Source organism: Streptomyces yangpuensis (assembly GCF_024666385.1).
Lineage (GTDB): Bacteria > Actinomycetota > Actinomycetes > Streptomycetales > Streptomycetaceae > Streptomyces > Streptomyces yangpuensis.
This window is the reverse complement of record NZ_CP102514.1, coordinates 2,217,536-2,231,734: the sequence shown is the minus strand read 5'-3', so window position 1 is coordinate 2,231,734 and position 14,199 is coordinate 2,217,536. Positions and strand designations below refer to the sequence as shown.

The 14,199-nt window shown below is 71.4% G+C and carries 14 protein-coding genes; 8 read left to right on the top strand and 6 right to left on the bottom strand.

Annotation, left to right across the window (positions count from 1 at the left end; translation table 11 throughout):
* Window positions 1–153: 153 nt before the first annotated feature.
* The 5 genes from NRK68_RS10235 (at window position 154) to NRK68_RS10215 (ending at window position 6,104) form a co-directional block, all read left to right on the top strand.
* Window positions 154–3,144, top strand: a complete 2,991-nt coding sequence (locus NRK68_RS10235; RefSeq protein WP_257855631.1) for a bifunctional [glutamine synthetase] adenylyltransferase/[glutamine synthetase]-adenylyl-L-tyrosine phosphorylase — start codon at window positions 154–156, stop codon at window positions 3,142–3,144.
* 100 nt (window positions 3,145–3,244) lie between these two features.
* Window positions 3,245–3,724: a hypothetical protein gene (locus NRK68_RS10230; protein ID WP_220818591.1), complete on the top strand. Its 480-nt coding sequence runs from the start codon at window positions 3,245–3,247 to the stop codon at window positions 3,722–3,724.
* 9 nt (window positions 3,725–3,733) lie between these two features.
* On the top strand, window positions 3,734–5,074 hold the full coding sequence (locus NRK68_RS10225; protein WP_183065124.1) for a hypothetical protein: 1,341 nt from the start codon (window positions 3,734–3,736) through the stop codon (window positions 5,072–5,074).
* Window positions 5,075–5,166: 92 nt separating this feature from the next.
* A complete protein-coding gene (locus NRK68_RS10220) occupies window positions 5,167–5,586 on the top strand; it encodes a hypothetical protein (protein ID WP_308296115.1) in 420 nt (139 codons plus the stop codon).
* 2 nt (window positions 5,587–5,588) lie between these two features.
* Window positions 5,589–6,104 (top strand): hypothetical protein, encoded by a 516-nt coding sequence (locus NRK68_RS10215; protein ID WP_183065122.1) that lies wholly within the window; start codon window positions 5,589–5,591, stop codon window positions 6,102–6,104.
* Window positions 6,105–6,168: 64 nt separating this feature from the next.
* Here NRK68_RS10215 and NRK68_RS10210 read toward each other — a convergent pair whose 3' ends face one another.
* From NRK68_RS10210 to NRK68_RS10200, 3 genes are all read right to left on the bottom strand, one after another.
* The gene (locus NRK68_RS10210) at window positions 6,169–6,948 is read right to left on the bottom strand and encodes a CAP domain-containing protein (protein ID WP_257855630.1); all 780 of its coding nucleotides are present in this window, start codon (window positions 6,946–6,948) and stop codon (window positions 6,169–6,171) included.
* 693 nt (window positions 6,949–7,641) lie between these two features.
* Window positions 7,642–8,628, bottom strand: a complete 987-nt coding sequence (locus NRK68_RS10205; RefSeq protein WP_257855629.1) for a helix-turn-helix domain-containing protein — start codon at window positions 8,626–8,628, stop codon at window positions 7,642–7,644.
* A 203-nt stretch (window positions 8,629–8,831) separates the two neighbouring features.
* Entirely contained in the window at window positions 8,832–9,314 is a 483-nt protein-coding gene (locus NRK68_RS10200) for an ATP-binding protein (protein ID WP_257855628.1), read from the bottom strand.
* A 92-nt stretch (window positions 9,315–9,406) separates the two neighbouring features.
* Here NRK68_RS10200 and NRK68_RS10195 point away from each other — a divergent pair, with 92 nt between their 5' ends.
* From NRK68_RS10195 to NRK68_RS10185, 3 genes are read left to right on the top strand one after another with little or no spacing between them, the layout of a single operon-like run.
* Window positions 9,407–10,255, top strand: a complete 849-nt coding sequence (locus NRK68_RS10195) for a helix-turn-helix domain-containing protein (protein WP_257855627.1) — start codon at window positions 9,407–9,409, stop codon at window positions 10,253–10,255.
* Complete coding sequence (locus NRK68_RS10190) at window positions 10,252–10,458, top strand: DUF397 domain-containing protein (RefSeq protein ID WP_257855626.1); 207 nt, start codon at window positions 10,252–10,254, stop codon at window positions 10,456–10,458. The genes NRK68_RS10195 and NRK68_RS10190 overlap by 4 nt, the downstream gene beginning before the upstream one ends.
* Entirely contained in the window at window positions 10,455–11,570 is a 1,116-nt protein-coding gene (locus NRK68_RS10185; protein WP_257855625.1) for a hypothetical protein, read from the top strand. Before NRK68_RS10190 ends, NRK68_RS10185 begins: the two co-directional genes overlap by 4 nt.
* On the opposite strand, the gene NRK68_RS10180 is transcribed toward NRK68_RS10185, so the two are convergent.
* The 3 genes from NRK68_RS10180 to NRK68_RS10170 all read right to left on the bottom strand — a co-directional run bounded on the left by NRK68_RS10180 (window position 11,521) and on the right by NRK68_RS10170 (window position 14,074).
* A complete protein-coding gene (locus tag NRK68_RS10180; protein WP_257855624.1) occupies window positions 11,521–11,985 on the bottom strand; it encodes a hypothetical protein in 465 nt (154 codons plus the stop codon). The genes NRK68_RS10185 and NRK68_RS10180 overlap by 50 nt on opposite strands.
* A 72-nt stretch (window positions 11,986–12,057) precedes the next feature.
* Window positions 12,058–12,948 (bottom strand): phosphatase PAP2 family protein, encoded by an 891-nt coding sequence (locus NRK68_RS10175; RefSeq protein ID WP_183065116.1) that lies wholly within the window; start codon window positions 12,946–12,948, stop codon window positions 12,058–12,060.
* 85 nt (window positions 12,949–13,033) lie between these two features.
* Window positions 13,034–14,074 carry a LacI family DNA-binding transcriptional regulator gene (locus NRK68_RS10170; RefSeq protein WP_183065115.1) on the bottom strand — a complete coding sequence of 347 codons (1,041 nt, stop codon included), beginning with the start codon at window positions 14,072–14,074 and terminating at the stop codon, window positions 13,034–13,036.
* Window positions 14,075–14,199: the final 125 nt, after the last annotated feature.

Below are 14,199 nucleotides of genomic sequence, written 5' to 3'. Positions count from 1 at the left end.
CGTCATAAGTATTCAGATAATCCGATAATCCACGCCATGGTACGTCCCGGTGAGTCGAACGCCTGCTCCGGCTAGGCTCGACCCGGATACGCCAGGGCAGTAACAGCGGCAGTAACAGCGGCAGTGGCAGCGACAACCGCGGGAGGCGACGGGATGACGGTCCCGGGACGCAGGAGCAGCACCTTCATCCGGCTGCTCCGCAGCGGGTTCACCGACCCCTCCGCAGCCGCCCGGCTGCTCGACACCGACGCGCTCGCCGCCGTACGCCACGATCCGGTCCTCCTCGACGCCCTCGGTGCGACCGCCGACCCCGACCTGGCCCTGCGCGGGCTGGTCCGGCTCGCCGAGGCGCAGCCGGACGGCGAGCTGCCCGGGCTGCTCGACACCCTCGTCAGCGCCAAACCCCTGCGCGACCGCCTCCTCGGCGTGCTCGGCGCCTCCGAGGCCCTCGGCGACCACCTCGCCCGCCACCCCCGCGACTGGCTCGGCCTCGTCACGTACGAGGCCGCCGACCTGCACCCCGGACTCCCCGAGTTCGAACGCGGTCTCGCGGACGCCCACGACCCCGTCGCCCTGCGCGTCGCCTACCGCCGCTGCCTGCTCTCCATCGCGGCCCGCGACGTCTGCGGCACCATCGACGTCGCCCAGACGGCCGCCGAGCTCGCCGACCTCGCCACCGCCACCCTCCGCGCGGCCCTGCGGATCGCCTCCGCCGCCGCCCCCGAGGACGCGGCCCAGTGCCGCCTCGCCGTCATCGCGATGGGCAAGTGCGGCGGCAACGAGCTCAACTACGTCTCCGACGTCGACGTGATCTTCGTCGGGGAGGCGGCCAACGGCGGTACCGACGAGGGCAAGGGGATCCAGGCCGCCACCCGCCTCGCCTCCCACCTCATGCGGATCTGCTCCGAGACCACCGTCGAGGGCACCATCTGGCCCGTCGACGCCAACCTCCGCCCCGAGGGCCGCAACGGACCCCTCGTCCGCACCCTCGCCTCCCACCTGGCCTACTACCAGCGCTGGGCCAAGACCTGGGAGTTCCAGGCCCTCCTCAAGGCCCGCGCCGTGGCCGGCGACGCGGCCCTGGGCGCCGAGTACGTCGACGCCATAACGCCCCTGGTCTGGCAGGCGGCCGAACGGGAGAACTTCGTCGCCGACGTCCAGAAGATGCGCCGCCGCGTCGTCGACAACATCCCCGCCGCGCAGGTCGACCGCGAACTCAAGCTCGGCCCCGGCGGCCTGCGCGACGTCGAGTTCGCCGTCCAGCTGCTCCAGCTCGTCCACGGCCGCAGCGACGCCACCCTGCACTCCGGCACCACCCTCGACGCCCTCCACGCCCTCGCCGCCGGCGGCTACGTCGGCCGCGCCGACGCCGCCCAGCTGCACGACGCGTACCGCTTCCTGCGCGCCATGGAGCACCGCATCCAGCTCTACCGGCTGCGCCGCACCCACCTCGTCCCCGAGGACGAGCACGACCTGCGGCGCCTCGGCCGCTCCATGGGCCTGCGCACCGAACCCGTCGCCGAGCTCAACAAGGCCTGGCGCCGGCACGCCTCCGTCGTGCGGCGCCTGCACGAGAAGCTCTTCTACCGGCCGCTGCTCGACGCCGTCGCCCAGCTCACCCCCGGCGAGACCAGGCTCTCCCCGCGCGCCGCCGGCCAGCGCCTCGAAGCCCTCGGCTACGCCGACCCGGCCTCGGCCCTGCGCCACCTCGAAGCCCTCACCTCCGGCGTCACCCGCAAAGCCGCCATCCAGCGCACCCTGCTGCCGGTGATGCTCGGCTGGTTCGCCGACTCCGCCGACCCGGACGCCGGCCTGCTGAACTTCCGCAAGGTCTCCGACGCCCTCGGCAAGACCCCCTGGTACCTGCGCCTGCTGCGCGACGAGGGCGCCGCCGCCGAGAACCTCGCCCGCGTGCTGTCCGCCGGACGCCTCGCCCCCGACCTGCTGATGCGGGCCCCCGAGGCGGTGGCCCTGCTCGGCGACCCCGAGGGCCTGGCGCCCCGTACGTACGAGGCCCTCCGCCAGGAGGTCCTCGCCGCCGTCGGCCGCGCCGAGAACCCGGAGACGGCCGTCGCAGCCGCCCGCGGGGTCCGCCGCCGCGAGCTGTTCCGCACCGCCGCGGCCGACATCATCGGCTCCTACGGTACGGAGGACAGCCCGGCCGAGGAGGACCACGGAGCCCTGGTCGACCGGGTCGGCGGGGCCGTCTCCGACCTCACCGCCGCGACCATCGCGGGCGCCCTGCGCGCCGCCGTGCAGTCGCACTACGGCGACACCCTGCCCACCCGCTTCGCCGTCATCGGCGTCGGCCGGTTCGGCGGCCACGAACTCGGCTACGGATCCGACGCCGACGTCCTCTTCGTCCACGAACCCCGCGAGGGCGTCGACGAGCAGGAGGCCGCCAAGGCCGCCCAGACCGTCATCGCCGAGATGCGCCGGCTGCTCCAGCTGCCCACCGCGGACCCGCCGCTGCTCATCGACGCCGACCTGCGGCCCGAAGGCCGCTCCGGCCCGCTGGTGCGCACCCTGGCCTCCTACGCCGCCTACTACCGGCGCTGGTCGCTGACCTGGGAGAGCCAGGCGCTGCTGAGGGCCGAGCCGGTGGCGGGCGAGGAGGAGCTGGGCCGCCGCTTCATCGAGCTGATCGACCCGCTGCGCTACCCGGCCGAGGGCCTCGGCGACGACGCCGTCCGGGAGATCCGTCGCCTCAAGGCGCGGATGGAGTCGGAGCGGCTGCCGCGCGGCGCCGACCCGACCCTGCACACCAAGCTGGGCCGCGGCGGCCTCAGCGACGTCGAGTGGACCGTCCAGCTGATCCAGATGCGGCACGCCTGGGCGGAGCCGGGCCTGCGTACCACCCGTACCCGCGAGGCCCTCGCGGCCGCCCACGCCGCCGGGCTGATCCCGGCCGACGAGGCGCAGATCCTGGACGAGGCCTGGGTCCTGGCGACCCGGGTCCGCAACGCGGTGATGCTGGTACGGGGCCGCGCCGGGGACACCTTCCCCTCCGAGGCCCGCGAACTGGCGGCCGTGGGCCGCTACCTCGGCTACGCCGAAGGCACGGTCGGCGAGCTGCTGGACGACTACCGCCGCATCACCCGCCGCGCCCGCGCGGTGGTCGAGGAGCTGTTCTACGGGGGGTAGCCGATTCCGGAGGCCAGGCCGCCCAACGAACCTGATGTGCCTGGCAAGTGCCTTCGCAGTTTGCATAGGATCAGCCTCCGATCATGGGGGAGGCGCAGAAATGACAGACGCGGCAGGTCCGATACCGGACCAGCAGGTCGACATGCGTGTGAACAGCGGTCCGCGGTCGGGCCCGTACGCTCCGGGTGCCACCGCGCCGTCGGTGGTGCCGTACGCCCCGGGCGTGACCCCGCCGCCGTCCGGGCCGTTCGTTCGGGGCGGGGCCTCGGACTTCGCCTCGTCGCCCGCCGAGAAGAACGCGGCGGCGGGCACGATACAGACCTATCTGGAGCCCGAGACCAAGAAGCACGCCGGGGACGCGGACGAGGCCACCGAGGCCGCCCGGAAAGGCTTCGAGGGCTGGCAGACCGCGGCCGCCCTGAAGAAGGTGGCGGACACCTGGGACCAGCAGGTCGCGACCCTGCTGGGTCGCCTCGCCGGGGAAAAGGACGACCTGCGCCAAGCCTCGGGTTCTTTCGCGAGCAACGACATCGGCCTGGGCAACCAGTTCGCGTCGCAGTCGCAACTGAGCCGGATGTAGGGGGTTCCGATGCTGACCTACTACGAAATCCTGACCACGGATCTGAGCCTGCTGACGACGGCCGCTGCCAAGTGGGAGGCGATGGCGGGCGAGCTGCAGAAGATCGAGACCCACTACGGCGACACCGTCCAGAAGATCACCATGGGTGACACCTGGTCCGGTCTCAGCGTCCAGACCGCGCGGGTGAAGTTCACGGCGACCCGGTACGAGTACGCCGCCGCGCAGCGCCAGGCCAAGGCCGTCGCGAGCCTGCTACGGGGTGCGCACGAGCTGATCACGGATCTCAGGAAGAAGCTGGAGAGTGCCCGCGACGACGCGATCGCCGCCGGCATGACCGTCTCGGAGCAGGGACGTGTTGCATTCGACTACTCCAAGCTGACACCCGCCGAACGCAGTGCCTATCACCACGACCCCGACGGCCAGGAGGCCGTTCGGACGGCGGTCGGCAAGTGGCAGAAGCACATCGACGACCGGGTGAAGGCCGCCGACGACGCAGACCAACACGTCCACGACGCCCTCACGACGGCCGTGGTCGACACGAACAGGGACGCCCTCGGCAAGGGCAGCGGCGCGGACCGGACCCTCACCGGGTTCAACAACTATGCGGAGGGCGACCTCAAGAGGTTCGAGAAGCCCGAGGCCGCGCCTGCGAAGACCGGCGGACCCGAGGGAAGGGTGACGGTGACCGGGCCCGATGTGGGCTTCACCGTCAGCGGTGTCAAGTACGGCAAGGAGGGCTCGGTCAAGGCGTACGCCGATCTCTTCCATGTGACCGCGGAAGGATCGATGCCCAAGGGCGACTGGGCGCTGTCCGGGATAGCCGATGTCTATGGGGGTGCCAGAGGCACCGCGAACTACGGCGTCACCGGCGAGGGCGTCGTCGCCAAAGCCGAGGGATCCGTGGGACTACGGGCACTGGCCGAGGGGCGTGCCGAGACCGGGCGTTTCGGTACATACGGGCGTTTCGAGGGCTTCGCGGGCGGCGAGGTGAGCGGCACTGCCCAGGCGACCAAGGAAGAGGTCACGCTGGGGGTGAAGGCGTTCGCCGGGGCGAAGGCCGGTGTCGCCGGGGGCCTGGAGTATGCGGGGATCGGCATCGGCGGAACTGCCGAGGGGTGGAACGGGCCCGGCGCCAAGGCATGGGCGGGTCTGAAGCACGACGAGGCGACGGGCGTGTGGAAGTTCGACGCCGACGCGGGTGCTTCCCTCCCGAGGGGTGGCGCACTGGGGTTCGAGATCACCGTCGATCCTGCCAAGGTGAAGGAGGCCGCCGGCGCCGCGGCCGACGCGGTCGGCGACGCGGTCGGCGACTTCAGAGACTGGTTGATCGACCTACGTATGTCTCAGTGAAGGGAAGGTTGGAGATGCCCACAGTACTGCCGGTGCCGATCGAGTTCCGGCTGCCAGAGGGGTGGCTCCCGGCCCGACCGGAGGGGGCCGGGGTGTCAGATGTGGCTTTCGCCGCGGTGCATTCCCGGCCGGGCGCCGGGTTCACCGCAAACATCACCATCGACGGCGGGTTCCCGAAGGACGGGGTGACTCTGACCGAGATCGCCGATGCGTCGGTGGAGCGACTGCGTGAGCTCGCCGAGTCGGTGGAGATGGTCCACCGCAGCGAGGTCGGTTCCGAGGACGCGCCCGCCCTGACCCAGCGGCTGAGTTTCTCGGCCGTGGCCGACGGCGCCCGCCACGAGCTCCTCCAGTCCCAGGTGTACCTGTTCCTCGTGGACACGGAGAACCCGCACAAGCGGGCGATGATCCGTCTGGCCCTGACTGCCACCACGGCCCAACACGGCGAAGTCCTGCACCAATTCCAAGACTTCGTACGTTCGGTGCGCCCGGACAACGGTGCGGTGAGCTGACGATGGGACGCCTCTGGGACAAGTACACCGGCACCCGTTACCCCGACAGTGGTGTCGCGCCGCGGCCGACCATGGAGCTCCGGGAAGCACTTCTTGCGCTCAACGGCCAGGATGTGCCGTTCCGTATCCGGTATGCCTTCCCGAAGGAGAAGGCCGACCTGGTGGCGGAATGGCGGGTGCTGAAGCCGGCCTCGGGCTCCGGCCTCTCCCGCAAGCAAGTGGAGCTGAGACTCAAGATCCGGATGCGCTTCGTCCCCCTGCAGCGCGAAGTGCGCACTCTCGACGAGCAAGTGCAGGTGACGTGGGTCGGGGATCCGCCCAAGTTGGCCGTGTCGCGTGAGTCCGGAAGCGGGCCGGCGCCCAGGGTTGCCCGGGAGTGGACGTACGAGAAGGGGCCCGACGGCCGACGGCGCAAGGTCGAGACGTTCCGTTTTGACTCGCGGGACATGAAGAACCCCCTGCGCGACATGGTTCTCGGCGCGGGTTGGACCTGGCGCGGAGTGGTGTACCGGTTCTGACGACCGGCCGACCCGGAACGGCGGACGGCGGACCCCACGTGGGGTCCGCCGTTCCGCGTCGTCGTCAGCGGGCCGTGCCGAAGTTCTGCGTCCAGTAGTGGTTGGGCTGGGCGAGGCCGATGCCGATCTCCTTGAAGGAGCAGTTCAGGATGTTCTCGCGGTGGCCGGGGCTGTTCATCCAGCCCTGCATGACCTTCTCGGGCGTGCTGTAGCCGTAGGCGACGTTCTCGCCGTACGTGCGCCACGCGTAGCCGGCGCGGGTGATGCGCGTGCCCGCGTCCGAGCCGTCGGAGCCCGTGTGGGACATGTTGCTGTGGGCGGCCATGTCCGCGCTGTGGTCCTGCGCGGCCTTCGTGAGCTTCGCGTTCAGGGTGACGGCCGGGCATCCGGCGGCGGCGCGCTCCTGGTTGACCAGGGCGAGGACGGCGGCGACGGATCCGGAGGCGGCCGGCGCGGGCGAGGTCTGCGGCGGCTGGGGCGCCTGCGGCTTCTTGGTGACCGGCGGCTTCGCGGGCTGCGGCTTCGCGGGCTGCGGCTGCGCCTGCGAGGGCTGCGCCTGCGGGGGCTGGGCGGCGGGCTGCGAGGCTTCCGCGGCCGGCTGCTCGGGCGCCGGGGTGCTGCTCGGCGTCGTCGGGACGTCCACCGGGACCGCGGTGTTCGGGTCGGCCGTGGGGACGTACTGCCACGGGCGCTGCGCCTGGTGGCTCACGGTACGGGTACGGCCGGTGTCGTCGCCGTCCGAGTCGAAGCAGGCCATGGCGGCCGTGGGAACACCCACGATTCCCAGAGCGCTGACCCCGATGATTATTTTCCGGTACTGCTTCTTCTTCCGATGCTTCTGCATGCGTAACCTCATTCGGTGATCGCGAAGCCTCCGGCGCCGGAACTGCGGGACGCCGGAATGGTCGACATTCTTAGAAGCCCGCCATTGGCCTGGCAAGTTTCCGTTTCGCGCTCGCCCGGGGGATTCGGCACGCGGCTTGAAACGGGCCGTTGATCGTGCATGGTCACGATCAGGTCACCGGCACAACCATGTGATGCGTTTTCAGGAGCGCCCGTGACCAGGGAAGTAGGGGACGGGTAAGGCGGTAGCGCCGATTCCGTTCCCGTAGGAGAGGGGAATGTCGAATCCAAAACGGACAAATGTCGAAATGTCGATGGGGTGGCACGCCCGGGAAGTCGTCCGGCGTCGAGGTTCCCGTCGTGACGCATGTCACGCAACCGGGAGCCGGAGCGCGGCGTCCGGCGAGGGCCGCGGGCCCCGCGTCGACCGCTCGCATCGACCGCTCGCATCGGCCGCCGCATTGCCCGCCGCCCTTTCGGAGGAATTGCCGAGTAATTCCTTCGAGTGGTCCCGCGGTGGACCCGGCGTGTTCGTGCCTCCAGGTGGTTGCAGGTGCCGGGCCGGTTCGGCCGCGGTAGGGGTACTGCATGACGCAGAGGAAAGAAAAAGCCGGCGAGGGGGCGAGTGAGCGCCCGAGGCGGCGGAGCGCCGCGACCGCCTACGTCGACCTCGCGGCGGCCACGCGTACGGCTCTCATGCGGCTTCGGCGTCGGCGGCGGTCGTCGTCCCGGCCGCCGGTGGGGCGCAGCTCCGGCAGCGGCCGGGGGTGGGGGAGCGGAAGGCGCGTTCGCACTCGTCGCACGTACGGAGCGGGTGGATGGTGCGGTCCGGTCCCAGCGGCTGCGGTGCCCAGGGGTCCGGCAGGCGGGGCGGCCGCAGTTCCCGCAAGCGGTGGGCGAGCAGGGCGGCGGGGGAGTGGATCGCCTGCGTCGGCAGCGAGTGCGTGAGAGCCGCCGTGACGGCGCCGGGGGTCACCCCGCGCTCCAGCCACTCGGCCGCGGCGGGCGCCAGCCGTACCGTGTCGCGCTCGGACAGCAGCAGCCGCGGATCACGCAGGCGCAGCCGGGCGAGGAGTTCCCGCGCCTCCAACTCGACGCCGGACACGACGGGTCCGGCCTCGGGCTCGGCGCCGGACCCCGGTCCGGCCCCTGCCCTGGCCTGTGCCCCGGGCGCGGCCCCGGCCCCGGCCCCGGCCTCCAGGGATGGATCAGGCTCAGGTTCAGGCTCCGGATGCGGTTCAGGCTCCGGATGCGGCTCAGGCTCCGGTTCGGGTTCCGGGGCCCAGTCCGGGGCGGGCCGGGGGTCGGGTGCGAGCAGCCGCTCGCGGGCCGCCTCGGCCATCGCGGGCGGGTTGTTGTACGAGATCGTGCAGGTCACGACGTGCCCCGACGGGAGGCGCTCCCGGACGCGGGCCAGGTAGCCATGCCGCTCCAGCTCGCGCAGGGCGGTGGCGATGCGGACCTCGCCCTCCGGGAAGCGCTTGGCGAGGGCCTTGATGGTCACCTTGGCGCCGGTCGGGAGTGACTGGATGTGCGTGGCCAGGCCGATCGCCGCCATGCTCAGCTCGCGGTGCTGGGCGAGGTGGTTGCCGATTTTGACGTAGCCGCGGCGATGGTCGTGGTTGACGTGTCGGATTCCCGACGGGACGCGCGGAGGCGCGCTAAGCTGCTGATCAGCCATGGGGAAGGTGCTTCTTCCGCTGTGGTCAGGCCCTCGCCCGGGATGCCAGTCCCGGCCGGGGGCCGAATGCGTTTATGGGGTTGTCGGGAGTCAGAATGCCGGGTGAATTGACGTGCGCGCCAGCCCGGTTGGGGTGATTCACCCTCCCGGGTGAGAGGGGAGGGGGGAGGTATGGAAGGTCATATCCCCCCGTCCTCTCATGTCTATACGCCGTGCTTCACCGAATACTGATCCACCGGGTCGTGGAAACCTCGATCCGGTGAAATCGGACCCGCCACATCAATTTCCGCCCACACCGTCTTCCATGGCGCCGGCCCGTGGTCCGTTCCCCACCGCGCGGCGAGCGCGGACACCAGGGCCAGCCCCCGCCCCGACTCCGCCCCGGCGTCCGGCAGGCCACAGGTCGGCGGCGGCCCGAACTCCCGCCGAGTGTCGGACACTTCGATACGGAGCGTAGGCCCGGCCGCGAGCCGCAGCACGAGGCGGAAGTCCCGCCCGCGCACCCGGCCGTGGGTCACGGCGTTCGCCGCGAGCTCGGCGACGACCTGTGCCGCGTCCTCGAACGGAAGCTTTCGCTCCGCGAGTTGGGCCACCGTGAGCGCACGTGCGGCGCGGGCGCCGCGCGGGGTGGAGGGGAGTGTGGCGACGAGGGAGATTTCCTGATTCACGTGACTCAGCGTGGCCATCCGTGCGTACGCTGAACAGAGTTGAGGGTGCTGTGTACGACGGCTGTCCAGAGCGGTCCCGTGGTGTCCTCGCGGTCCATGGGGAGGCGGATGTGAACACGGACGGCGCCGACGAGTCGAGCTGGGAACTCGACCCGGAGGACGAATCCGGGGCGGTCATCGCCACGGTGGGACGCCAGTTGAAGATGTGGCGCGAGGCGTCGGGGCTCGACCGCGCCAAGTTCGGTGAGCGGATGGGATACGGGGCGAACCTGATCTACAAGATCGAACGCGGAGCCCGTATTCCGCGCCCGGAGTTCCTGGACAAGGCGGACGAGGTCCTCGGGGCGGGCGGGAAAATCGCCGCGATGAAGACCGATGTCGAAAGTGCCCGCTACCCCAAGAAGGTCCGGGATCTCGCCAAGTTGGAGTCCCAGGCCGTTGAGATCGGGGCGTACGACACCTTCGTGGTGTCTGGCCTGCTCCAGATCGAGGAGTATGCGCGTGCCCTCTACGGCGTGAGGCGGCCGGCCTTCTCCGAGAACGAAGTCGAGCGCCTGGTCGCGGCACGGCTGGCTCGGCAGGGTGTCATCCACCGGGATCCCGCACCGCTGCTGACTGTTGTCCAGGAAGAGGCCGTGCTTCGAAGGCCCCTCGGAGGCAAGATGGTGCTGCGTCGCCAACTCGAACACCTGCTTGAGGTGGGTAGTCTGCGGCATGTTGAGCTCCAGGTGATGCCCACCTGCGTCGAGGAGCATGCAGGTCTCGCCGGATCGTTCAAGGTCATGCGTCTCAATGACGGAACGACAGTCGGGCACAACGAAGTGCAGCTGGTCAGTCGCTTGATCACGGAACCGAAAGAGGTCCAGGTCCTGGACATGCGCTATGGGATGATCCGAGCACAGGCTCTGACGCCTCGCGAATCGCTGTCGTTCATCGAAAAAGTTCTGGGGGAGACATGAGCATCAAGCCGTCCGGCGAGGGCCTCTCCGCGCTGACGTGGGTGAAGAGCAGCTACAGCACCAACGACGGGCCTGACTGCGTCGAGGTCGCCCACACCCCCGGCACGGTCCTCGTCCGGGACTCCAAGCGGCCCGAGGGTGCGCGCCTCGCCGTCGCGCCGGGCGTCTGGGCCGGATTCGTGGCGCACGCCGTCACCGCGTGACCGGCCGGGATCCCGCCGTCCAGGCCGTACTCCGGCAGCGGCGGCCGGATCCGGCGTGCTGGGACGCCGTGGTCGACGCGGTGTGTAGCGAGGGGCCGAGCTACGGCGCCGAGCGGGTGCTGGTCCAGGCCGGCCCGGCCGTCGCCCGGCACGCCGACCGGATCGCCCGGGACCTCCGCCGACAGCAGGGGCTCTTCGGGACCGCCGTCGGCCACGGCGTGGGCGTGCGCGCCCTCGCCCTCGCGGGGGCGGGCGACCTGAGGGCGCTCCCGGCCCTGCACCGCCTCGCCGAGCACGGCGGGCTTCCGTTCAACCGCCCGGAAGCCCGTGTCATGGCCGGCCTGCCCCCGGCCGAGCTGACCGCGGTCATGCTGACCAAGCTGCGGCGCGACGGCAACGGCTACCACGGGAACACCACCGCCCTCGACCTCCTCGCGCTCTGCGGCGCCGCCGCCGCGCCCGCCGCGGGCGACGTGGCCCGGCGCCTCGACACCCCATTCGCCTACGACGCGATGCGCGTCCTCGGCCGGATCGGCCCGCCCGCGGCCGCCACGGCCGACCGACTGGCCGCGTACGCCACCGCTCGCGACCACCGGTCCGGCGGCCCCTACCCGCGCCGCGCCGCCTGGGCGCACTGGAAGGTCACCGGCGACCCCACCCTCGCCCTCGACGTGTGCGGGGCGGCCGTCCGGTCCGGGACGGCGAGCCACGGCCTGCCCTTCCTCGCCGACCTCGGCCCCCAGGCTGCCGTACACGCAGCCCCCGTGCGCCGCCTGATGGAGTCGCCCGGAGCGTGGACCAGGACGTACGCCGCGCACGCGTACTGGCGGATCACGCGCGACCCGGAGCCGGCCGTCCCGGTGCTGCTCGCCGAGGTGGACCCGGCCTGGACGGGCCGGCCCGACGTGCCGGTGCAGGAGGCGGTGCGCCGCCTCGGGGAGATCGGTGCCCCCGCCGCCGCGGCCGTCCCCCTCCTGCGCCGGATCCTGGCCCGGGAGGAACGGCTCACCCAGCCCTGGGAGAACGTACGGATCCTCGCCGACCGGGCCTACGTCCGCACGCTCACCGAGGCCCTGGCACGGATCGCGGCGGGCCGGGCTCAGCAGTCGTAGCGGTGGGCGTACGGGGTGTCCGGGCAGGTGCGGCAGACGAAGAAGTACATCCCGCCGAGGCCGCGAGGCCGGGGACGTCCCGTGCGTAGAGCTGGGCCACGGGGACCATGGCGACCGGCTCGGGGCCGACGGGCGCGCCGAGCGGCTTGTAGTGGTCCGGTTCGGCGCACATCGGCCAGGGCTCGTCGGCCGGCCACAGCAGCGGCCCGCCGATGGAGCTGTCGCCGGGGCCCGGTTCCCCTGCCCGGGGGTAGACGAGGGTCACCTCGCGGGCCGTACCGGTCAGCTCGGGAAAGACCGCCTCGACGTCGAAGGGGATCGGCGCCAGTGGCCTCGGCCCGGTCGGTCCCGTCGGCCGGGTCCGGGCGGTCTCCTGCTGCATGTGCTGCATGTGCTGCGCGTGCCCTGACGGCATGGTGGGGGTCTCCTGCTGCTGGTCGTCGTCGCCGAGACCCTGGCCCCCGCCCCCGACAGCAGGGAGCGCCCCCTAGCGGCGGGTGCGGACCCGGTTGAGGAGTTCCGACGCCGGGTGCGGGCCCGTGTGCTGGGGGTGGCGCGGCAGGCGGTGCGGCATCGAGCCGTACCAGCTGCGCGAGACGGCGTAGCCGAAGGCCAGGCAGATCATGCCGCCCACGGCGTCGAGCCAGAAGTGGTTGGCGGTGGCGACGATGACGACGAGGGTCGCCGTCGGGTAGAGCAGGCCGAGGATCCGTGCCCAGGGGGCCGAGGCGACCGCGAAGATCGTCAGGCCGCACCACAGCGACCACCCTATGTGCATGGACGGCATCGCAGCGTACTGGTTCGACATCTGCTTGAGGTTTCCGGAGGCCATGGAGCCCCAGGTGTGGTGAACCAGCACGGTGTCGATGAAGTTCTGCCCGTTCATCAGCCGGGGCGGCGCGAGCGGGTAGAAGTAGTAGCCGACCAGGGCCACGCCGGTGGTGGCGAAGAGGACCAGGCGCGTGGCCGCGTACCGCCCGGGGTGGAGGCGGTAGATCCACACCAGCACACCGATGGTCACGACGAAGTGGAGCGTGGCGTAGTAGTAGTTCATGCCCACGATCAGCCACGTCACGGAGTTGACGGCGTGGTTGACCGACTGCTCGACGGCGATGCCGAGGGTCTTCTCGGCCTCCCAGATCCAGTCGGCGTTCGCGAGGGCGATCGACTTCTGCTCGGGCACGGCGTTGCGGATCAGCGAGTAGGTCCAGTAGCTGACGGCGATCAGCAGGATCTCGAACCAGATCCGCGGCCGGCGCGGGGCGCGCAGCCGGGGGAGCAGGGCGCGGTCGGACTCCGGGCGGGTCTCGGTCTCGACCACTACGGGTGAGGAGACGTCCGTCCGGGTTTCCAGTGTCTTCACGCTCGATTCACCCATGGGGAGAGAGTCTGCCAGATGAGCTCTCGCCTTCGATCATCCCTCGGTACGGTCTTCGGCGCAGCCGGTCCGACTCAGGTACGACTCAGGTACGACTCGGGGTGCGGCGCTGCCCGGGGCCCGAGGCGGTGGAGCCGCGCACCACCAGTTCCGGCAGGAACACGAACTCGCTGTGCGGGGCCGGCGTACCGCCGATCTCCTCCAGCAGCGTCCGGACCGCCGCCTGTCCCATCGCCTGCACGGGCTGGCGGATGGTGGTCAGCGGAGGGTCGGTGAACGCTATGAGCGGGGAGTCGTCGAAACCGACGACCGAGACGTCCTGCGGGACCCGCAGCCCCTGCTGGCGGGCCGCCCGGATCGCGCCGAGCGCCATCATGTCGCTCGCGCACACCACCGCCGTGCAGCCGCGTGAGATCAGCGCGGAGGCGGCGGCCTGGCCGCCTTCGAGCGAGTAGAGGGAGTGCTGGATCAGTTCCTCGATCTCGGCCTCGTCGAGTCCGAGCCGTTCCTTCATGCCGGCCCGGAAGCCCTCGATCTTGCGCAGGACCGGAACGAACCGCTTCGGTCCGACGGCGAGACCGATGCGGGTGTGGCCGAGCGCGGTGAGGTGGGTGACCGCGAGGTGCATCGCGGCGCGGTCGTCGGGGGAGACGAAGGGGGCCTGCACCTTGTCGGAGAAGCCGTTGATCAGGACGTAGGGGACGCCCTGCCCGCGGAGTTGGTCGTAGCGGCCCATGTCGGCCGTGGTGTCGGCGTGCAGACCCGAGACGAAGATGATCCCGGAGACCCCGCGGTCGACGAGCATCTCGGTCAGCTCGTCCTCGGTGGACCCGCCGGGTGTCTGCGTGGCGAGGACCGGCGTGTACCCCTGGCGGGTCAGGGCCTGGCCGATGACCTGGGCGAGCGCCGGGAAGATGGGGTTGTCGAGCTCGGGGGTGATGAGGCCGACGAGGCCGGCGCTGCGCTGGCGCAGCCGTACGGGGCGCTCGTAGCCGAGGACGTCGAGGGCGGCCAGCACGGATTCGCGGGTGCCCGCGGCCACACCGGGCTTGCCGTTGAGCACGCGGCTGACTGTGGCTTCGCTGACCCCCGCCTGGGCTGCGATGTCGGCTAGCCGTGCGGTCACGGGATGGGACTCTACCGGTCGCCGTGTCACCTAGGAACCTGGGTGCGCGGAGTGAGACGTCCGGGTTTGCGTACGGGTTTCGCGTGCGCGTGCGGATGCGGTGGAGCGGGTCCGGGCCCGGGCCC

Coding starts and splice junctions, on each gene's coding strand:
- NRK68_RS10235 (WP_257855631.1), top strand. CDS start 154: ATGACGGTCCCGGGACGCAGGAGCAGCACCTTCATCCGGCTGCTCCGC.
- NRK68_RS10230 (WP_220818591.1), top strand. CDS start 3,245: ATGACAGACGCGGCAGGTCCGATACCGGACCAGCAGGTCGACATGCGT.
- NRK68_RS10225 (WP_183065124.1), top strand. CDS start 3,734: ATGCTGACCTACTACGAAATCCTGACCACGGATCTGAGCCTGCTGACG.
- NRK68_RS10215 (WP_183065122.1), top strand. CDS start 5,589: ATGGGACGCCTCTGGGACAAGTACACCGGCACCCGTTACCCCGACAGT.
- NRK68_RS10210 (WP_257855630.1), bottom strand. CDS start 6,948: ATGCAGAAGCATCGGAAGAAGAAGCAGTACCGGAAAATAATCATCGGG.
- NRK68_RS10205 (WP_257855629.1), bottom strand. CDS start 8,628: ATGGCTGATCAGCAGCTTAGCGCGCCTCCGCGCGTCCCGTCGGGAATC.
- NRK68_RS10200 (WP_257855628.1), bottom strand. CDS start 9,314: ATGGCCACGCTGAGTCACGTGAATCAGGAAATCTCCCTCGTCGCCACA.
- NRK68_RS10190 (WP_257855626.1), top strand. CDS start 10,252: ATGAGCATCAAGCCGTCCGGCGAGGGCCTCTCCGCGCTGACGTGGGTG.
- NRK68_RS10180 (WP_257855624.1), bottom strand. CDS start 11,985: ATGCCGTCAGGGCACGCGCAGCACATGCAGCACATGCAGCAGGAGACC.
- NRK68_RS10175 (WP_183065116.1), bottom strand. CDS start 12,948: ATGGGTGAATCGAGCGTGAAGACACTGGAAACCCGGACGGACGTCTCC.